General features: G+C 69.6%; 17 protein-coding genes. 8 read left to right on the top strand and 9 right to left on the bottom strand.

Going from position 1 to position 19,824, the window contains the following annotated elements; genetic code table 11:
- Positions 1–330: 330 nt before the first annotated feature.
- The 4 genes from ACIPV2_RS00005 to eccCa are packed head-to-tail and all read left to right on the top strand — an operon-like array spanning position 331 to position 7,584.
- Entirely contained in the window at positions 331–942 is a 612-nt protein-coding gene (locus tag ACIPV2_RS00005; RefSeq protein ID WP_400836749.1) for a hypothetical protein, read from the top strand.
- 59 nt (positions 943–1,001) lie between these two features.
- Complete coding sequence (locus ACIPV2_RS00010; protein WP_400836752.1) at positions 1,002–2,366, top strand: hypothetical protein; 1,365 nt, start codon at positions 1,002–1,004, stop codon at positions 2,364–2,366.
- Positions 2,363–3,610, top strand: a complete 1,248-nt coding sequence (locus ACIPV2_RS00015; protein ID WP_400836755.1) for an FHA domain-containing protein — start codon at positions 2,363–2,365, stop codon at positions 3,608–3,610. Before ACIPV2_RS00010 ends, ACIPV2_RS00015 begins: the two co-directional genes overlap by 4 nt.
- Positions 3,607–7,584: a type VII secretion protein EccCa gene (gene eccCa, locus ACIPV2_RS00020; protein ID WP_400836758.1), complete on the top strand. Its 3,978-nt coding sequence runs from the start codon at positions 3,607–3,609 to the stop codon at positions 7,582–7,584. The genes ACIPV2_RS00015 and eccCa overlap by 4 nt, the downstream gene beginning before the upstream one ends.
- 115 nt (positions 7,585–7,699) lie before the next feature.
- Here eccCa and ACIPV2_RS00025 read toward each other — a convergent pair whose 3' ends face one another.
- The 3 genes from ACIPV2_RS00025 to ACIPV2_RS00035 form a co-directional block, all read right to left on the bottom strand.
- On the bottom strand, positions 7,700–7,882 hold the full coding sequence (locus ACIPV2_RS00025) for a hypothetical protein (RefSeq protein WP_400836761.1): 183 nt from the start codon (positions 7,880–7,882) through the stop codon (positions 7,700–7,702).
- Between the two features lie 150 nt (positions 7,883–8,032).
- Positions 8,033–8,488, bottom strand: a complete 456-nt coding sequence (locus ACIPV2_RS00030; RefSeq protein ID WP_400836764.1) for a recombinase family protein — start codon at positions 8,486–8,488, stop codon at positions 8,033–8,035.
- An 83-nt stretch (positions 8,489–8,571) separates the two neighbouring features.
- Positions 8,572–9,561, bottom strand: a complete 990-nt coding sequence (locus tag ACIPV2_RS00035; RefSeq protein ID WP_400836767.1) for a malate dehydrogenase — start codon at positions 9,559–9,561, stop codon at positions 8,572–8,574.
- A 97-nt stretch (positions 9,562–9,658) separates the two neighbouring features.
- On the opposite strand from ACIPV2_RS00035, the gene ACIPV2_RS00040 reads away from it, so the two are divergent.
- Positions 9,659–10,537 (top strand): neutral zinc metallopeptidase, encoded by an 879-nt coding sequence (locus ACIPV2_RS00040; protein WP_400836769.1) that lies wholly within the window; start codon positions 9,659–9,661, stop codon positions 10,535–10,537.
- Positions 10,538–10,636: 99 nt separating this feature from the next.
- On the opposite strand, the gene ACIPV2_RS00045 is transcribed toward ACIPV2_RS00040, so the two are convergent.
- Together ACIPV2_RS00045 and ACIPV2_RS00050 are read right to left on the bottom strand one after the other, a co-directional pair.
- Complete coding sequence (locus ACIPV2_RS00045; RefSeq protein WP_400836772.1) at positions 10,637–12,394, bottom strand: aldehyde dehydrogenase family protein; 1,758 nt, start codon at positions 12,392–12,394, stop codon at positions 10,637–10,639.
- Positions 12,395–12,429: 35 nt separating this feature from the next.
- On the bottom strand, positions 12,430–12,693 hold the full coding sequence (locus ACIPV2_RS00050) for a glutaredoxin family protein (protein ID WP_400836775.1): 264 nt from the start codon (positions 12,691–12,693) through the stop codon (positions 12,430–12,432).
- Between the two features lie 125 nt (positions 12,694–12,818).
- Between ACIPV2_RS00050 and ACIPV2_RS00055 the strand changes: the two genes are divergently transcribed.
- The gene (locus tag ACIPV2_RS00055) at positions 12,819–14,012 is read left to right on the top strand and encodes a glycosyltransferase (protein ID WP_400836778.1); all 1,194 of its coding nucleotides are present in this window, start codon (positions 12,819–12,821) and stop codon (positions 14,010–14,012) included.
- Positions 14,013–14,015: 3 nt separating this feature from the next.
- Here ACIPV2_RS00055 and ACIPV2_RS00060 read toward each other — a convergent pair whose 3' ends face one another.
- Positions 14,016–14,390 (bottom strand): hypothetical protein, encoded by a 375-nt coding sequence (locus ACIPV2_RS00060; protein WP_400836781.1) that lies wholly within the window; start codon positions 14,388–14,390, stop codon positions 14,016–14,018.
- Between the two features lie 111 nt (positions 14,391–14,501).
- Between ACIPV2_RS00060 and ACIPV2_RS00065 the strand changes: the two genes are divergently transcribed.
- The gene (locus ACIPV2_RS00065; RefSeq protein WP_400836784.1) at positions 14,502–15,011 is read left to right on the top strand and encodes a MarR family winged helix-turn-helix transcriptional regulator; all 510 of its coding nucleotides are present in this window, start codon (positions 14,502–14,504) and stop codon (positions 15,009–15,011) included.
- A 117-nt stretch (positions 15,012–15,128) separates the two neighbouring features.
- A complete protein-coding gene (locus ACIPV2_RS00070; protein WP_101188699.1) occupies positions 15,129–15,386 on the top strand; it encodes a DUF6458 family protein in 258 nt (85 codons plus the stop codon).
- Positions 15,387–15,473: 87 nt separating this feature from the next.
- Here ACIPV2_RS00070 and ACIPV2_RS00075 read toward each other — a convergent pair whose 3' ends face one another.
- From ACIPV2_RS00075 to ACIPV2_RS00085, 3 genes are all read right to left on the bottom strand, one after another.
- Positions 15,474–16,394 carry an NADP-dependent oxidoreductase gene (locus ACIPV2_RS00075; RefSeq protein ID WP_400836787.1) on the bottom strand — a complete coding sequence of 307 codons (921 nt, stop codon included), beginning with the start codon at positions 16,392–16,394 and terminating at the stop codon, positions 15,474–15,476.
- 133 nt (positions 16,395–16,527) lie between these two features.
- Positions 16,528–18,006, bottom strand: coding sequence for a deoxyguanosinetriphosphate triphosphohydrolase family protein (locus ACIPV2_RS00080; protein ID WP_400836790.1), 1,479 nt, complete (start codon positions 18,004–18,006; stop codon positions 16,528–16,530).
- 37 nt (positions 18,007–18,043) lie between these two features.
- Positions 18,044–19,810, bottom strand: coding sequence for a sulfatase (locus ACIPV2_RS00085; protein ID WP_400836793.1), 1,767 nt, complete (start codon positions 19,808–19,810; stop codon positions 18,044–18,046).
- Positions 19,811–19,824: the final 14 nt, after the last annotated feature.

Genomic DNA, 19,824 nt, shown 5'->3' on the forward strand with positions numbered 1-19,824 from the left:
CGCAGGCGAAGTGGAACCGTTCGCTGAGTGAGATGCAGCAGCTGCTGACGCAGATCGCGGGTAAGACCGAGGAGATCTCGGGTCAGTATGTGCAGGCCGACCGGTCTGCTGCGGGTCGTTTCGGCGCGTGAGTGCGGGGCGCGGGCCTGGCGCGGTGGCGCGTCGGGCCCGCGCCGTCTGCTGTGCTTTTCGGTGAACTGCCGGACGGTACAGCAGGCGTGACGGATCGCCCTCGTGCTGCTGCTCGTCGGCGGCATCATCCTCGCGATCGTGCTGACGAGATCCTCACGACGACACACCACTGAGCAGAGGGAAGGTCATGGGCGGTAAGTGTGGAGCAGGCCTTTGGTGACCGCGCATAGGCGGCGAATGATCGCGGCGACGTTCGGCCTCGCTGCGATGAGCGTTGCCGTCGCGGTGCCCGCGGTGGGTTCGGAGGCGTCTGAGGGCGGGGGTGGAGCACTGATGAGGTGGAGCGCTCGCATACACATGCACGGCCGCCGGATGGCGGTTATGGTCGCAGGCCTCGGTGTCGCGCTCTCGCTCGCAGGGTGCTCTTTCATCGCGGCGGACCGAGCGGATGACCAGGTCGAGGAGATCCCGGCGGCGCTGCTCGCATCTGATGTCGGCGCGACTGACGCATACGCGGAGAAGGGTCTGAACGGGTTCACCCACTACCTTGCGGTCGGGGTGGACCTCGATGATCACGATCTCACCGATTCCGACCTCGCGTCGGTGCTGCAGATCGTCGTGGACGAGAATGATCTTCCGCTCGACCAGATCAAGCTCAGCATCCACGACGTCGATGGCGAGCCCATCGCTCTCGAATCGATGATGGAGCAACTGGTGCCCGGCGTGGTGGTCGTCACGTCATACGAAGACGTTCGAATCACGATAGACGGCGCACGTGAGATCATCGACGCCGTCAGCGCACAGCGATGAAGATCTTGCGGGGCATCCCGGGAACGGAACACGCTCCATACAGTCGATAGGGTTCAGGTGTGACAGTCGAGATCGCAGAGCGACGTCGGATCGTGCTCCAGACCGAGGATCGCCGCATCGATCTGTCCCTTCCCCTCGACGAGACCCTCGACGACGCTCTCACGCTAAGCGGGCTGTCGTCGGCTGATCGCTTCATCACGGTCGGTCCCGGTGGCTTCGAGGTGCCGGGCGACACCGAGTGCGAGGACCTCATCGACGGCGGCCTCTATGCGCTGATCGACCGCGCCGCTCTCGCGCCGCAGATGCGCTCCGCCCAGTCGACCGATCGCCCCACACGCGCCGACCACGGAGCCCGCTGGTGGCTGCTCGCGGTGAGCGGCCTGCTGCTCGTCGCGGTCTTCGCGCTGGGATCCGCCGAGCCGCTGCTTCGGCTCGTCGTCGCTCTTCTTGCCGCAGGCGGCGCAGTCAGCGGGGCGGTGGCGTGGGCGCACCGCGACTCCGATGCAGGGGCGCGCGGCGTTCTCGGTGTGCTCGCACCGGTGCTGCTGTCGTTCGCCGCCGGTGCGCTCCTCATTCCGGCCGGGCTCGAATCCGGCGCGCACCTGTCGGCCGCGACCGGCTTTCTCGCCGCAGGCACCACCACTGCTATCGTCGCCGTCACCGCACGCCTGCGTCCGATGCGAGCCGCCGCAGGCACCGCGACGGTGCTGCTCGTGGCGCTCGCCGCGGTGTGGGGTCTCGCTCTGCTGATGCGCTGGGGGCACGTCGAAGCCGCGGCGATCTCGCTCGGACTCATCCCCCTCGGTCTTCGTGCCCTGCCGAGCAGTCTGGTCAACCTCCCCGAGGGCTACTTCATCGACTACAAGCACTTCATGACCAGCCGATGGACGGTGCGCGGGGCGATCCCCGAGCCCGTCGGCGTACTGCAGCCCGAGCGCATCACCGCCGTCGTCGACGACTCCTCTGCGCGACTCATCGCCGGAACCGCCGTGCTGAGCGTGGTCGCCGCGCTGATGGCCCCGATCGCCTTCCTGCGCCCCTGGCCGGCTGACCCGGTGGTGGTCTCCGGAGGCATCGGGCTGCTGTGCTGCCTGGGTCTTGCTCTGCTGCTCACACCGCGTCACACCACCTCACGCATCCTCCGGTGGTTCCCGCGCGCAGCGGCCGCGGTCGTGTTCGTCGTCGCCGGCATCCAGATCGCCGCTGCTCTCGAGTCGGGATTCCACCTGCTCGGGGCCGCCCTGCTGTTCGTCGTGGCACTGGTCGCCGTCGCCGTGGTCATCCCGATCTCACGCGGCGCGAGCTCGCTCATCTGGTCGCGGATCGGCGACGCCTTCGAGTGGCTCGCTGTCGCTCTCGCGCTGCCCGCTGCGCTGCTCTACGCGAATGCTCTCTCGCTGGTTCGTGGAATGATGGCCGGATGAGCGGGAACCGCCAATCACAGTCGCGTCCGAGCGGTGACCCGGTCCCGCCGATGGCACCGGGGGGAGCCCGACCCGACGACATCCCGGCTCTGCCGCCCGCCCTGATCGCCGCCGCCCCGGGAGTGGATGGAGCGCCGCTCAGGCAGACGCCCCCTCCGCCTACCCCGATCGTGTCGTCGAGGCGCCCGGCGCAGAGCAACGATGACGGGCTCGGACCGGCATTCGCCGGCGTTCCCGCGGGAACGGTGCAGCAGATCGCGGCCTTCACGCTCGACGCGGCGGTCGTCTTCCTCGCCGCGGCCCTCGTGCTGGTGTTCTCTCAGAGCCCGCTGCTCGCCGGCCTCACGGTCTTCGAACTCGCGCTCTTCCTCTGGGTGCTCGAAGCCCGCACCGGCCTCACCCTCGGCAACGCCGTGCTGCGCCTGCGCAGCGCCCGCGCCGACCGGCCGTTCTCACCCGGAGTCGGACGCCAGCTCGTGCGTGCCATCATCACCGGCGCGGGCTTCATCGTCGCCGTGGGCAGCTGGGTGGTCGTGGCCTCCAGCGCCTGGGATCGCGGCGGGAAGCGACAGTCGTGGGCGGATCGCATCGCCGGAACCGTGGTCGTGGCGGTGCCGGCACGTGCTGAGGTCGAAACGGTGCCGCAGGCGGCCGCAGCTCCGGATGCCGGTCCGCTCGCTCCGCCCCAAGTGGTGCCCCTCGGCGGCCACTCCGCGCTCATCGATGAGGACTCCGAGCCCACCGACGCTCGAGCGGCGTCGCGCCGCACCGAGACGCCCGAACAGGCGACCCCTGCCGCCGACCGGCCGCTCTTCACCGTCGCCCCGGCGCCGGCAGCAGCCCAGACGAACGTCGACGCCGCCTCCCCGGCATCCGAGACCGGCGCTCTGCTGCTGATCTTCGACACCGGGCAGCGCGTGCAGCTCGCCCTGCCGCTCGCCGCGAATCTCGGGCGCGCTCCCGTCGCCAGCGCGCACGACGACAGGCTCATCGTCGTCACCGATCCGGACTCGTCGGTGTCGAAGACCCATCTGCGCATCGAGCACTCTCGCGGCCGCACGTGGGTGACGGACTTCGGATCGACCAACGGCTCCGACATCCGCGCCGACGACGGCCAGCTGACCGAGCTCGTCGCCGGGGAGCGGGTGCTGCTCGACGACGCGGACCGCGTGCGGATCGGCAACCGCAGCTTCACCATCAGCCTCCTGCTGGGCACCGACAGCAGCGCCGGAGAGAGAGCATGACAGGACCCCGCCTCGCCCCACCTCGCGTCCCCGCAGGGAGACTCCCGGTTCAGGCGCCGCCCGAGCTGCAGCCGAACGACGGCGGGATGGGCGTGCTCGGATCACTCCTGCCCATGCTGGGAAGCGTCGGCGCGATCGTCATGGTGACCATGTCGAATCAGTCGGTCACGGGGCTGCTGACCGGCGGCATGTTCCTGCTCTCGTCGCTCGGCTTCGTTGCCGTAAACGGCTGGCGGCAGCGCTCACAGCGCCAGGCCGCGACTCTCGGGGCTCGCCGCGAGTACCTCGCCTACCTGAGCGAGCTGCGCCAGACGGTGCGGGTCGCCGCACGTCAGCAGCGTCGCTCCGGGAACTGGCATCTGCCGGCACCCTCGACGCTGCCGTACCTCGCTGAAGAACGCACCCGGGTGTGGGAGCGCGGTGTCAACGATGCCGACTTCCTGTCGGTGCGCGTGGGCACGAGCGATCAGCCGCTGTGCGTCACGCTCGAGGCGCCCGAGCTGCCCCCGCTTGCCCAGCTGGACCCCGTGGCGGCGTCCGCCGCACACCGGTTCATGCTGACGCACGAGGTCCAGAAGGACCTTCCCCTGGGCGTCACGCTGCGCGACTACGCGCGCATCGAGGTCACTGGCGACGAGGACGAGACGCGAGCGCTGGCGCGGGCGATGCTGCTGCACGCCGCCGCCATGCACGACCCCGAGGTGCTGCAGATCGTCATCGCCGCCGACAATGCGGTGCTTCCGCAGTGGGAGTGGGCCAAGTGGCTCCCGCACACGCATTCGCGCACGGTGCGCGACGGCCTGGGCGCGGCGCGGATGATCGGCTCGCAGCTGTCGGAGCTCGAGGAGATGCTCCCGGCCGAGGTGCGGGAGCGGTCGCGCTTCGCCCGGGACGGCTCGCCGGCGAAGGTGCCGCACATCGTGATCGTCACCGACGGCGCGACCACCTCGTTCACCGACGCGCTGGTCACCGGTGACGGCGTGCAGGGCGTCACGGTGATCGACCTGCCCGCTCGCTGGGGCGATCTCGACGACCCGAACGCCCTCCGTATCGCGTTCGAGACGGGCGGCCAGGGCGTGCGTGCGGAGCTCGTGAGCCTGCAGCTGCCCGCACGACCGTTTGAGCCAGACGCGATCAGCATCGTGGAGGCCGAGGCGACGGCTCGGCGACTCATCGCCCTGTATTCCGGCGGGACGACGATCGCCAAGAAGAACAGTGCGACCGGCCAGGCAGAGCTCGTCGAGCTGCTCGGGCTGCCGGATGTGCGAGACCTGGATCTCGACGCCGCCTGGGCGCCTCGCCTGGAACGCGACCGGCTGCGGGTTCCCATCGGTCAGACCGAGGACGGCAGCCCCCTGATCCTCGACATCAAGGAATCGGCGCAGCAGGGCATGGGGCCGCACGGCCTCATCATCGGCGCCACCGGCTCGGGCAAGTCGGAGGTGCTGCGCACGCTCGTGTTGGCCCTGGCGATGACCCACTCGCCCGAGCAGCTCAACTTCGTGCTGGTCGACTTCAAGGGCGGAGCGACATTCGCGGGTATGGCCGACATGCCTCACGTGTCGGCGATCATCACGAACCTCGGCGAGGAGATCTCGCTCGTCGACCGCATGCAGGATGCGCTGCAGGGCGAGATGGTCCGCCGGCAGGAGCTGCTGCGCGCAACCGGACCCTTCGCCAACGTGGCCGACTACGAGAAGGCGCGCCGCGGTGGTCGCACGGATCTCGCGCCGCTGCCCGCGCTGCTGATCGTCGCCGACGAGTTCTCGGAGCTGCTGTCAGCCAAGCCGGAGTTCGTCGACACGTTCGTCAACATCGGCCGTCTGGGCCGCTCGCTCCAGGTGCACCTGCTGCTGTCGTCGCAGCGCCTGGAGGAGGGCAAGCTGCGCGGTCTGGACACGCACCTCTCCTACCGCATCGGTCTGCGCACGTTCTCGGCGGGCGAGTCGCGCACCGTCCTCGGCGTTCCGGATGCCTATCACCTGCCCACGCAGCCTGGCGCGGGCATCCTGAAATCCGATACCGAGACGATGACGCAGTTCCGTGCCGCGTACGTGTCAGGGCCGCCACCGCGTCGGCGTCGACGCGCCGCGTCGGGCACCAGCCAGAGCACCGGATCGACCGCCGCGGTCGAGCTGTTCACCGCCGCACCGGTGTGGCGCGCTGAGACTCCCGTCGACGAGCCGGAGATCGTCGTCGACGCCGAGCCGGAGGAGAAGCGGAACACCTTCGAGATCGCGGTCGAGTCGATGAAGGGGCGGGGCCCCGCAGCGCATCAGGTCTGGCTGCCGCCGCTGGTGACACCCGCGACGCTCGACCAGCTCTTCGGCGACCTCGTCGAAGACCCGTCGCTCGGTCTCGTCTCCCCGCGCTGGCGGGCGGCCGGGGCGCTCACCGTCCCGCTCGGCGTCGTCGACGTGCCACTCGAGCAGCGCCGCGAGAACCTGGCGATCTCGCTGGGTGGCGCCGCCGGCCACATGGCGATCGTCGGCGCTCCGCTGAGCGGCAAGAGCACTCTCGCGCGCACCGCCGTGGTCGCCCTGGCCCTCACCCACACCCCGCAGGAGGTGCAGTTCTTCGTCATCGACTTCGGTGGCGGCAGCTTCACCGGCCTGCAGGACTTCACCCACGTGAGCGGAGTTGCGACGCGTTCGGAGCCGGATGTCGTGCGACGCACCGTCGCCGAGGTCACCAGCCTGCTCAACGCCCGCGAGGTGTACTTCCGGCAGAACGGCATCGACTCGATCGACGCCTACCGGCAGCGGCGGGCGCAGGGACTCGCCGACGACGGCTACGGCGACATCTTCCTCATCGTCGACGGCTGGGGCACGCTGCGCGCGGAGTTCGAGATGCTCGAGCCGCAGATCCAGGCGATCGCCGCGCGCGGTCTCACCTACGGCGTGCACGTCGTGATCACTGCGGCGCGCTGGATGGAGATCCGCGCCAACATCAAGGACCTCATCGGCACGCGCATCGAGCTGCGACTCGGCGACCCGACCGACTCCGAGGTCAACCGCAAGGCGGCTGAGAATGTCACGGCGATCCCCGGCCGGGGCCTGAACGATCGCGGTCTGCAGATGCTCACGGCACTGCCCCGCGTCGACGGAGTGGATGACGCGTCGAGTCTCGCCGACGGCATCGACGACCTCGTCGCGCGTGTCGCGGCGGCATGGCACGGTCCCGCCGGGCCGAAGCTGCGCCTCCTGCCCTCGCGCATCGGACACGCCGACCTGCGCGCGGTCGCCGCTGCGCAGTCGCCCGACGGCTCGGAGCCCCGCGAGCTGCTGCTGGGCATCGACGAGGCGAATCTGGCGCCGTTCTCGATCGATCCGATCGGGGAGCCGCTGCTGTACCTCTACGGCGACGCCGACTCGGGCAAGTCATCCATGCTCCGCGGGGTCGTGCACGAGATCACACGCCTGTACGGGCCGACCGAGGCGAAGATCTTCGTGGTCGACTACCGGCGCGCGCTGCTGGGCGAGATCCCGAAGGACTACCTCGGGGCCTACCTCACCTCGCACGAGATGACCGACGGCGGCATGAACGAGCTGGCGCAGTTCTTCCGCAGCCGCATCCCCGGACCGGATGTCACCCCGGATCAACTGCGCACCCGGTCGTGGTGGAAAGGCGCGGAGGGTTTCGTGCTCATCGACGACTACGACCTCGTGGCGACGTCGCAGGGCAATCCCGTCGCGGTGCTCGCCCCGCTGCTCGCCCAGGCTGCCGACCTCGGGCTGCACGTGATCCTCACCCGCCGCACGGGCGGCGCGAGCCGCGCGGCCTACGACCCCATCATCCAGCGCATGACCGACCTCGGTGCCACTGGCATCCTGCTCTCGGGCAGCCCCGAGGAGGGCCAGCTGATCGGCAAGGTCAAGGCCGTGCCGGCGATCCCCGGTCGGGCCCAGATCGTGAGCCGCGATCGCGGACTGGTGTCCGCGCAGCTGCTCTGGGTGCCGCCGAGCTACGAGTAGACGGTGTCTGACGACCGACGCGACGCGGTCGCGCGGAGAGGAGTGCTCGGTTGGACCAGCATGCGACGGCGCCCGTCGAGACGATCTGGGTTCGCGGCCATGTCGGCTGGCAAGGTCAGCAGCGAGCGACGACCGGGCTGGTCGTCTTCGCGGCAGCGTTCAGCGTCTTCGCCCTCCTGTTCAGCCTGATCCTGTTCGCCGAACCGGCACCGGCGCTGAAGCTGGTGGGCGTCGGCGTCGTCGCCGCGGTCGCGGTGGGGATCTGGCTGCTGGTGGCCCACATCCGAGTGACCCGCATGCGTATCGTCCGGGTGTCGGTAACCGGACGCCCGCTCCGAGATCGGCCCCGCCACCCTCGAGCGACTGCGCTCCGGAGAATTCTGACGCGAGGGCGAGTCTCCGCCTCGACCGTCGCCGATCACGTGGCCTGCTCGCCGTTGTGCTGGGCTCAGGGAGCGTCGGCCAGGTGGCGGGCGTGGTGCCCGAGCACCTTCACCATGATGCCGCGCCGGCGCAGCTCCGAGATCGTGCGTGACTCCTCGTCGCGATCACGTCCCAGAGCGTGCGCGTTCGCGACGACCAGCACGTCGCCCGGGCGCAGCGTCTCGATCAGGCGTGCGAGGCGGTCTCCCCAGCTCTCCAGGATCTCGGGGGCCGGATGACGGAAGCCCTCGATCGGCACGCCGAAGCGCGTGAGATCCTCGCGCTGCTGCGTGACCGACGGCATCCCCTCGCGGGAGACGACGAGCCCCACCAGCCGCGCGCCCTCGGGACGAGCCGACCACCAGTCGTGATCGGCGTTCGCCAGGCACTTCGGGCACGTGGCAGCCGCGTGCGGCAGGTGCAGCGGACTGGTCAGCGCCAGATCGACACCGGCATCCGCCTGATTCATCGCGTCGCTCATCGTCGCACCTCCAGCATCCATTCTGCCCGAGTCCGGCGGCTGCGGCGGCCGGACTCCGGGCTGCGGAGTGGGCGCGGGCGCGTTCAGATCAGTGCGAGGGAGCGCACCGTCTCGCGTTCGTCGACCAGCTCGGCGACCGACGCGTCGATGCGTGCTCGCGCCCAGGCATCCGCCTCCAGCCCTTCGATGATCTGCCACTCCCCACCGGACGAGCGGACGGGGAACGAGGAGATCAGACCCTCCGGCACGCCGTACTCGCCATGCGAGACGACGCCGGCGCTGGTCCAGTCCTCTGTGCCGTGCACCCAGTCGCGCACGTGGTCGATGGTCGCACTCGCCGCGGATGCCACCGACGACGAGCCGCGCACCTCGATGATCTCGGCGCCGCGCTTGGCGACGCGGGGGATGAACGTCTGCTCCTGCCAGGCCCGGACATCGCCGACAGCGGCCTGGAGCCGCTCGGCGACCGGCTCACCATCGACCCTCGCGTGCGAGATGTCGGGGAACTGCGTGGCCGAGTGATTGCCCCAGATCGGCACGCGGCGCACGCTGGCGACCGGGGCGTCGAGCGTCTGGGCGAGCTGCGCCCGTGCGCGGTTCTCGTCGAGTCGCGTGAGCGCGGTGAAGCGCTCGGCGGGAACGCCGTCGGCCGAGGAGGCGGCGATCAGCGCGTTCGTGTTGGCGGGGTTGCCGACGACGGTGACGCGGATGTCGGATGCCGCCGACGCGGCGATCGCGCGGCCCTGCGGGCCGAAGATGCCGCCGTTGGCGGCGAGCAGGTCGCCGCGCTCCATGCCGGGGCCGCGCGGACGCGCGCCGACGAGCAGGGCGAGGTTTGCGCCGTCGAACGCGACCTCGGCGTCGTCGGTCACCTCGACGGCATCGAGCAGCCCGTACGCGCCGTCCTGCAGCTCCAGCGCCGCGCCTTCGGCGGCACGCAGTCCCTGCGGGATCTCGAGCAGCCGCAGCCTGACGTGCTCGTTCGGTCCGAGCATGTCTCCTGCCGCGATGCGGAACAGCAGCGCGTAGCCGATCTGTCCGCCAGCACCTGTGATCGTGATCGTCGTCGCCATGACCCGAGCCTATGCCTCCAGTCCTGCCCAGATGAGAGCCGGGCGCCGATTCGTCAAGCCCTCGGCGCCGGATGCCGCGGAACGCTACCTTTTCAGCATGACTTTCAATCCGGATGCGGACATCTCGGGCAACACCACGCGTCGCCGCGGGCGCGGCGCTGCGATCGCCGGCGGTGGTGCGGGCGTGCTCGGCCTGGTCGCGCTCGTCGTGGCGATGCTCGGCGGTCCCGACCTCACCGGCCTGGTCGGCGGAGCGCCCGGTGGCGGGAACGCACCCGCCTCGAGCGGTGAGAACACCCTCGCTGAGTGCGACACCGGCGAAGACGCGAACACCAACGACGACTGCCGCATGGCCGGTGCCGAGCTGGTGCTCAACGAGTACTGGGAGAAGCACGTCGACGGCTACCGGCCGCCCAGCCTGACTGTGGTCGAGGGGCAGACCTCCACGCAGTGCGGTACGGCGTCGAACGCGGTCGGGCCGTTCTACTGTCCGCCCGAGCAGGGCGTCTACATCGACACGACGTTCTTCCAGCTCATGCGCGATCAGTTCGGTGCGTCTGCGAATGAGCTGGCGCAGCTCTACATCGTCGGGCATGAGTGGGGCCACCACATCCAGAACATCACCGGCACGATGGACAAGTACCCGAACAACGGCACCGGCGCCGACAGCAACGGCGTGCGCACCGAGCTGCAGGCCGACTGCTACGCCGGCGCCTGGCTGGGCGACATCACCGAGCAGAAGGATGACAACGGCGTCGCGTACGTGCAGAAGCCGACGGAGGAGCAGATCACGGATGCTCTCAACGCGGCGTTCACGGTCGGCGACGACCACATCCAGGAGCAGCAGGCGGGACGCGTGAACCCGGAGAGCTTCACCCACGGCACCAGCGAGCAGCGCCAGGGATGGTTCGCCGACGGCTACAAGAACGGTCTCGGCGTCTGCGACACCTTCGCGGTCTCCGGCGCCGACCTCTGACCCACGCTGACACCCCCACCTGTCGCCGAGACCCCTACCTGCGGACGTGTGCAGGTAGGGGTCTCGGCGGAAACTGGGGGTGTCAGCGAATGAGCGGGGTCAGGCGCGGAGCGCCTGGACCAGGGTGCGGACGAGCACCGCGATGCTCCCGTGCGCCCGGAACCGGGTGAGCCCCTCGCTCACGGCCGACCCGGTGCGCGAGGAGACGAACCACGGGGGCTTGGGGAGGATCGTGCCTCTCGACAGGCTCAGGGACCCAGGGGCGAGCCACCGCGGGAACGGGCGGAACGGCCCGCGCACCACCGAGCGCTCCACACCGTCGAGCAGCAGCGCGTTGTGCACCACGCCGATGCCGCTGCCCACGTCGTCGAGGGTGTTGCCCGGGAACGCGCCCCAGGTCAGCGTCGGCGTGATGAACCCGAACGCCGTCCACGAGTTGATCGCGATCGACCCGTAGCGCAGCTCGGCGATCGCCCGCTCGAACCCGGTGCCGAGCGATTTCTCGGTGGCCGGATCGATGATGAGGTTGGCCCCGAGGGTGCCCTGCAGCTGGTCGTTCGCGTGTGCGATCGCGGCATCCAGGAATTCCTGCCCGGTGCCGGGCAGCTCCACGATCCCCAGCACCGGGGCGAAGTACTCGGTGGACTGCAGTGCCGTGGCATCCTGATCGTCGCCGACATCGACCAGCAGACGATCGGCCAGCACCAGGGCATCCGGATAGTCCTCCGCCGCCTGCTGCATGCGCGACGCCGAACCGGGGTACCAGATAGGCCGCTCGGGAGCCGCGGCGTAAGCGCGCCGCAGAGCGGTGCGGAACTGCTCGGCCTGAGCCCACTCCGACGACATGACCACGACCTGGCCGGCGATGCAGTTGTGCCCCGAGTTCTGCAGCCGCATGGTCGCGACGTGCTCGGCCTGGAAGGCGATGTCGGCGTCGCTCCATTCGCCCGGCACCAGGATGATCGGCGAGACGCCGCCCAGCTCAGCCGTGATCGGCTTGTGCAGCAGCGGACGGTTCTCCTGTCGACGGAGCGCGGCTTTCTGAGCCTCTGAGCCCGTCGAAGCACCCCACACGATGGCGTCGAAGGTGGCCGCAGAGCCCGTGATGTGCACGTGCACCAGGTCGCGATGCGCCGTCAGATACGAGCCGACCTCGGGGCCGCCGCGCACGATCCGCAGGAACCCGGGGGCGATCAGCGGCGCCAGGGCGCGCTCGTACACCGGCACGAGGGCATCCTGCGTGGGGTTCACCTTCAGCAGCACCACGCGATTGTGCGCGAGCAGCTCATACAGCACATCGAGCACCGGGATCGAGGTGATGTTGCCGGCGCCCAGCACCAGGCCGACCCCGCCCGCGGCATCCGACGACCGCTGTGCCAGCCCTGCGTTGGCCCGGGCCGTGTTCGGGGTGATGCCCGGCTGCAGCCACACCTCGCCACTGAACCCCGAGAGCAGGAACCGGTCGAGCCCGGTCAGCGGGAACGCGCTGACCCTGGTGCGGCCCCCGGGGGCACGACCGACCGTCACTCCGTCGAGAGGAGAGCGCCCGTCGGCGAGCTTGGAGAGGGTGTCCACATATGCGTCAAGCGCGCCGAGAACCGAGTACGGCCCGCTCAGCCACTCCTCGCCGCGCAGCGGATGCCTGCGGTCGAGGCCCTTGGAATCGGCGGCGGTGTTCGCCCAGTCCTCCGCGGCGGAGGCGACGCTCGTCCGCAGCGCTCGCAGCAGGGTCGCGCGCTGACCGACGGTGAGGTGCGCCCACGTGCGTGCACCCTGCTGCAGCACGTCGACGTCGGCATCCAGCGCGACACGCTGCGCCTCGTCGAGTTCGGCGTCGAGAGCCGTCTCCTGAGTCATCGTCGTCTCCTGGTGGCGGGGGGAGCGGAACCGCGTCAGATCAGCGAGAGGTCGCGCAGCTTGGCCTCGACGTCTGCGTTGCTCGGCTCGACGTGGTGGCTCGAGTCCGGGTAGACGACGACGGGGATGTTCATGCGGCCCGAGATCTCCTTGGCGACGTCCGCAGCTGCCGGGTCGGCGACGAGGTCGATGTAGGTGTACTCGATGCCCAGGTCGTCGAGCTGCCTCTTGGTGCGGACGCAGTCTCGGCACCAGTCGGCGCCGAACATGGTGATGGTGTCGGATGCGGGGGTGCTCATGCGTCCAGCCTACGACTGCACGCCCGGACGAGCGCCGTATGGCGTCGAGGCGAAGCGACCCGTGAAACGATGGATGCTGCATCGCCGAGACACCGCATCTCAGAGGACACCGTGGAGGAGAACCCGTGAGCGCCCCCTCCCTCCCTCCCGTGACCGTGATCGTCCCGACCTTCAACGAGCGCGACAACGTCGCCGAGCTCGTCGCCCGCACCTCGGCGGCGCTCGCCGGGATCACCGCGGAGATCCTGTTCATCGACGACAGCGCGGACGACACGATCGACGAGATCGCGCGCGTCGGGGCATCCGCCGCTCTCGCCGTACGCGGCATCCACCGAGACCGCAACACCGGCGGGCTGAGCGGCGCCGTCGCGCTGGGCCTCGCCGAAGCGGCATACGACGTGTGCATCGTCATGGACGGCGATCTGCAGCATCCGCCCGAACTGCTGCGCGCCATGCTGACGCGCTACGCCGAGGGCGGGGCAGACGTCGTCGCGGCCTCGCGCTACATAGGCGGAGGCGATTCGGCGGGCCTGGGCACCGCCGTCCGCTACGGGGTGTCGAAGGCTGCCACGGTCGTCACCAAGGCGATGTTCCTGCGGCGCCTGTGGCACAGCACCGATCCGATGACCGGGTTCTTCCTCGTCGACCGCTCGCACATCGACCTCGACGAGCTGCGACCCCAGGGGTTCAAGATCCTGCTCGAGATCCTCGTGCGCGGCGGGGAGCGACGCGAGCTGCGCATCGCCGAGGTGCCGCTCGAGTTCGGTGCGCGGCGGCACGGCGACTCGAAGGCGAGCCTGCGGCAGGGCGCGACCTTCCTCGCCCACCTGGCCCGTCTGCGTTTCGGCAGGATGGGGCGCTTCGCGCTGATCGGCGGCGTCGGCGCGATCGTGAACATCGGCATCATGTGGGCGCTCACCCACCTCGGCGTCGACTACGTGCTCGCCGCGATCGTCGGTGCGGCCGTCACGATCGTCGGCAACTTCGTGCTGCAGGAGCTCTTCGTCTTCCGCGACGACCGCGAGGACGCTCCGCGGCTGTGGGTGCGCTTCGCGGCATCCGTCTCGTTCAACTCGGTCGAGGCGGCGCTGCGCATCCCGCTGATGGCGCTGATGGTCGAGACCTGGCACATCTCCAGCGTGATCGCCACGGCGATCTCGCTGGTGGTCGCGTTCTTCGCCCGCTTCCTGTTCCACGCCCTGGTCGTGTACGCGCCTCGGCGGCGGACGGATGCCACGGACGAGCCGCCGACGGACACCGCGGCGCTGCGGGTCATCCGTGCGATCGATGCCGAGGCGATGCGACCCGGAGAGCTCTGAGACTCAGACGTTCTCGATCGCGGCGGAGTCGTCGACCTGAGCATCCGACTGCTCGTCGTGACCGACGCTGCGGGCTTCGAGGAACGAGCACAGCTCAGCGGCGACCGCGAGCTCGCTGGCGAGGGAGTGCAGCTGGTGGCTGTTGAGCACGGTGTTCTTGTCGCTCGGCTCGAGCGTGACGTTCCACCGCGCCTCGCCGATGTGGATCGGCTGCATGAAGATGCTGACGGAGGAGTTCTTCACGGGGACGATCACCAGTCCGGTATCGGAGCCGTCGGAGCCGTCCTGGATGATGACCCGGATGAGATCCCCGGCCTCGCGCGCGGAGCGGAACTCGTCAAGCCAGCCCTCCAGGGTCTCTTTGCTTCGAAAACTCACAGATGTCCTCCCTCAGTGCGATCCGACTGCTCCCTCGGACAGTGCGGATCCATTTCTCCTCTCCTATCATTGCTTACGCGGGCTGTGCAGGCGCTCGCTGAAGGAGTGAGTGTGGCGCAATCACAGGCAGACGGCTACTGGTACGACGAGCGAAGCGAGCGCGAGCGTGCGCGCGAGGTTCTCGAGTCCCTGCGCATGTACCGGGCCGCCGAGCGGGCGATGCGTCGCCGTACGCGCGACAAGATGTCGATGGGCGAGAACGAGCTGCTCGCACTGCGCTACCTGTTCCGCCAGCCCGGGCACACCGCGCAGCCGGCCGCTCTGGTCGCGTATCTCGGCATCTCGCCGGCCGCGACCTCGGTGCTGATCGATCGTCTCGAGCAGTCGGGTCACGTGCAGCGGGAACGGGACGCCGCCGGCCAGCCGATCGCGGTTCGGGCGACCGCGCACGCCGACGAGGACGTGCGCCATACCCTGGGTCGCATGCACGATCTGATGTACGGGGTGGCGGCGAGGATGAATGCCCGGGCGCAGGCGCATGTCACGGAGTTCCTCCGCGCGATGGCCGACGCCGTCGACGGCGTCGAGCCCGCCGACTCCGACCAGCCCCGGCAGAGCTGACGCTGTAACGACTTCGAAGCGGGTCGGCGTTGTCAACCCCGTTCTTCGGCGGGCGTGGGCTTGGGATTCTGGAGCTCAGGCAGGCCGCGCGGCCCGCCGCATCGAAGGGAGCAAGTGATGACCATCGGCACCGGAGTCGTTCTGTTCGTCATCGGAGCGATTCTCGCTTTCGCACTCAACATCGACGTCGGCTGGGCCGACCTCACGATGATCGGCTACATTCTGATGGGTGCGGGTGTCGTCGCCTTCATCGTCGGTCTGCTGCTCATGGCGCGTCACCGTCGCACGGACGTCGTCACTCGCACCGAGGCCGCTCCCGGCGCGTACGAGACGCGTCGCTCCACACGCGCGGCAGGAGACGAAGAGGTCTTCTGACCGGAGGGACGTTCGCGCCCGGGTCCCGAGTGAGGCCCGGGCGCGAACTCTGTCTGCGGGTGTCCGCTCAGCCTGCGCGACGCGCGCTCAGGGGACGATGACGAGCTTGCCGCGGATGTGACCGCTCTGGCTGGCGGCGAAGGCATCCGCCACTCCGTCGAGGGGGAACGTCTCGGCGACCTCCACCCTCAGACGCCCCTCTTCGACGAGAGTCGCCAGGCGGGCCGTCTGCGTGCCGTCGGGGCGGACCCAGATGTACCGGCCGCCGTGCTCGGTGACCGAGGGGTCTGCGGTCGAGACATGCGCGCCTCCGTCGCTGAGCACGTCGAGGGTCACGTCGAGCTGTCCGCCCACGAAGTCTGCGACGGCATCGACCGGGCCGCCGGCGAGTGCGCGGACGCGCTCGGGCAGTCCCTCACCGTAGGTGATCGGCTCGCCGCCGAGCGAGCGGATGTAGTCGTGGTTGCGCTCGGATGCCGTGGCGATGACCTTCGCGCCGCCGGTCACAGCGATCTGCACGGCGAAGCCTCCCACCCCGCCGGCGGCGCCGTGGATCAGCAGGGTGCGTCCGGTCAGGTCGCCGAGCGCGTCGATCGCCCGCAGCGCTGTCCCGCCGGCCAGCGGCAGGGCCCCGGCCTCCTCCCAGGAGAGGGATGCCGGCTTCCGCGCCGCGGTGGAGACGGGAACCGCCACCCGCTTGGCGAACGTGCCCGCACTCACCGTGTCCTTGCGGGCGTATGCCATGATCTCGTCGCCGACCTGGAACTCCGGGGTGTCGAAGCCGACCGCGACGACGACACCTGCCACGTCCCAACCCGGGATCACAGGGAACTGCGTGGGCATGAGAGCGTCCAGCCCGCCCGCCATGACCTTCCAGTCGACGGGGTTCACCCCCGCCGCCCGCACCTCGACCAGCACCGACGCCGGTGGCAGCTTCGGATCCGGCACCTCGCGCACCTCGAGCGCGTCGAGATCCTTGGAATACCGGTCGTATACGACAGCGCGCATGTTGCCTCCTCAGAGCGGGTGCGGATGGCATCCACTCTTCCACGGCGTGCGGCGGCCCGGGCCGGAAGTCGCGGCCTCTCTGAACGCAAGTCTCGCGTTCGTCAGTCGAATGTCGTCGTTGTGAACTCGCGCTTCACAGCCCCTGGCCGGCGTCCCACAGCCGCTCGGTGCGGCCGGCGAGCAGAGCGTCGAGCGAGATCGCCTGAGCGTCGGTGAGCGACGCGACGTAGTCGATGATGCCGCGTCCGCGGCCGAGTGTCTCGACGGCGGTGCCGTCTGGAAGGGGCGCGCCCAGTTGCCGGTGGTCGTCGGTGGCGAGATCGACGAGGTCGATCAATCGGCGCGGTGCGCGACGCGCATCCCGCGGATCCTCGAGCCAGGCGGAGAATCCGTCGACGAGACGCTCGAGCACGCTGGCCTGACCGCGCTGGTAGACGGCGAGGTCGGGACGCTCGAGGATGAACCGCTCGTGCAGGAATTTCAGCACCGCCACCTCGTGCCAGGCCTGGCGATTGAGACTGACGTGCCCGGAGCGGATGTCCGGATGCCGGTGCACCTCGATCGACGACTGCAGCCGGGCGATCCAGGCGGTGGTGAACCGGGCGAGTCCGCGCTCGCTGGCGAGCGACCCGTCGAAGGGCTCGGCGACGAGTCCGTCGATCACCTCGGACGACACCTTCGCGACGGCTTCGCTGAACGCGTCGGGGTCGGCGATCCAGCTGTCCTTGAACTGCATCCGCCGCCAGAGCAGTTCCAGGGAATGGCCGGGAGTGCGGGTGTCGGCGGCGAGGGTGGCCGCGTCGGCAGCGCGAAGCTGGGCCAGGTCGCGGCGCCACGACCGGAACTCGGCTGACAGCGTCGCCGGGTTGAGCAGCCCCGCCCGGTAGAAGTCGTCGAGGTCGTGCAGCGAATAGGCGATGTCGTCGGAGATGTCCATGATCGAGCACTCGACGGTCTGCTGCCCCTCGGTGATCGCCGGATACGCGGAGAGCGCCTGACGGGCATCCGGTTCGTCGATCGCGTAGAAGCTGAACTTGCTTCCGCCGCCGCGTCGTGGGCCGCCTTCGCTGCGCCGCCAGGGGTACTTGAGCACCGCCGCCCGCACGGCGGCGGTGAGGTTGAGCCCCACGCCGGGGCGGTCGTGCTCGTCGAGGCGGGTGAGGATGCGGTACGTCTGCGCGTTGCCCTCGAACCCCTCCACGAGCCCGAACCGGGTGCGGGCGAGGCGGTCGAGCGTCTGCTCACCGAGATGCCCGAACGGCGGATGCCCGAGATCGTGCGCGGCGGCGGCGGCCTGCACCACGACCGGATGCGTCCCTCCGAGCTCTGTGACGATGCGGTTCGCCTCGTCAGTGCGGGTGGAGAGGTGCGTGGCGATGGCGCGCGCGACGGCGGCGACCTTGATCGAATGCGTCAGGCGGTTGTGCACCGCGAGACCGGCGCCGGCCTGGGAGATGACCTGCGTCACTGCCGAGAGGCGCGAGTAGTAGGGCGAGAAGCGGATGCGCTCGACGTCGACCCGGAACTGCGGATGCCCCTCCGCCTGCTGGAACTCATCGAGAGTCTCGGGCAGTCGTCGCGTCTGGCGGGGATCATCCGGCTGCTGAGGCATGACTGTCAGTGTGCCATGGCCGATCGCCCGCTTCGGCTCACAGACGCGCGGCGATGCGGTGCAGCGCCTCGTGCGGCACGAGTCCGGCGGTCACCGTGGCGATCTGCAGCAGCGACATCCCCATCGCCTCCTCGGGCAGCGGGCCGTCGACGATGGGGCCGAGCTCGTCGCGCAGCACGGCGCGGGCCCTCTCGTCGGCGAGCAGCTCACGCACCGAGCGCATCGCCACCGCCGTGTCGCCCAACGTCGACAGGTCGGCATCGGCGGCGGGGCCGGCGGCGCCCTCCGGCAGTTGCCGAGCGAGCACCAGATGCTCGGCGCCGGGAGCGCCCGTCGCCGGCAGTCCGAGCCGCTCGTATTGATCGGCCGGCGCGTCGTTCGTGCGCATCAGCTCGACCAGGAGGCCGATCATACGCAGCTCGAGCTCGTCGTCGACGAGCGGGTTCAGCTGCTGCGGGTCGCTCTCGAGGTCGAACAGCTGCGACCCGAACGCCGCGGGGTTGGTGGGTGCGATGGCCGGCACCTTCAGCACCGGCATCCCCTTCGTGAACGGGAGAGGATCGACCAGCTGTGCGCGACGGAGGGCGTCGGCGCCGAAGCGCCCGCGCATGCTGGTCGGCATGAGCGTGTAGTCGAACAGCGGCTGATTATCGGGGGTCACGCAGGCGCGCATGTACACGAAGCGCCCGTCGGTGACGTTGGCGTGTCCGCCGTGCAGGCCGAAGAGGGCCGCCCCATGCAGCGGGCGGTCTGATGCCAGGACGGGCAGAAGCGAGCGGCCCTGCATGTCTGCGGTCGTGTCGAGTCCGAAGTGATCGAGCAAGGTGGGGCCGAAGTCGATCGTCTGCACCAGGGCATCCCGACTCTCGCCGGCCACGCCCGAGCGCGGATCCCATACGAACAGCGGGGTGTGGATGGTCTCCTCGTAGAAGGGCGGCACGTTCTTGCCGAGCCAGCCGTGCTCGCCCAGCAGTAGACCGTGGTCCGTGCACACGATGAGCATCGTGTCCTGCCACAGGTCATGCTGATCCATCGCGTCGAGCACCCGCCCGAGCGACCGGTCGCACATCGACAGCAGGGCGAGGTAGCGGTCGCGCAGATGGTTGAGTTCGGTGTCGCTCTCGGTGACCTGCTTGTAGTCGGGCCAGTCGAAGTCGACCCCTTCGGTGACCGTGGGCGTGCCGTACAGCTCGTGGTACTGCGCGTAGCTGAAGAACGGCTCGTGCGGATCGAAGGTCTCGATCTGCAGCATCCAGCCGTCGTCGGCGTGGTTGGTCTCGACGAACTCCAGCCCCGCGTCGAAGGTCCGGGTCTGCGGGTGGTCGGCCTCGTCGATCAGGTGCTGCCGGTTGACGGCGTCCTGACGGCGCAGGGCGTGATTGCTCGCGTGCGGCGTGACGTTGGTCATGTCCGGATCGGCGATCTGACCCTTCCACTCATCGCCTTCCTGGCCGCGGAAGAACTCGAAAGTGCGGAACCGCGGGTGGTAGGTGGCGCCGCCGTCGAGCCAGTAGTGCTGGTGGTCGGTGACGAGGTGAGTGTGCACGCCGGCCTCATCGAGTATCTGGGGCACGGAGTCGTCGAACGGCTCAAGCGGCCCCCAGCTGCGGTGCAGGAAGTTGTATCGCCCGGTGTGCATCTCGCGCCGCGCCGGCATGCACGGCATGCTGCCGCCGTAGCAGCGGGTGAAGCGTGCGCTGCGCTCGGCGAGGCGCTCGAAGTTCGGCGCATGCACGCCCTCGGCGCCGTAGGGCGGCAGGAACGCTCGGTTGAGGGTGTCGAACAGGACGACGATGGCTTTCACGGGTTCTCCTTCGG

The sequence above is a fragment of the Microbacterium sp. NPDC089987 genome, from assembly GCF_044748505.1.
GTDB lineage: Bacteria > Actinomycetota > Actinomycetes > Actinomycetales > Microbacteriaceae > Microbacterium.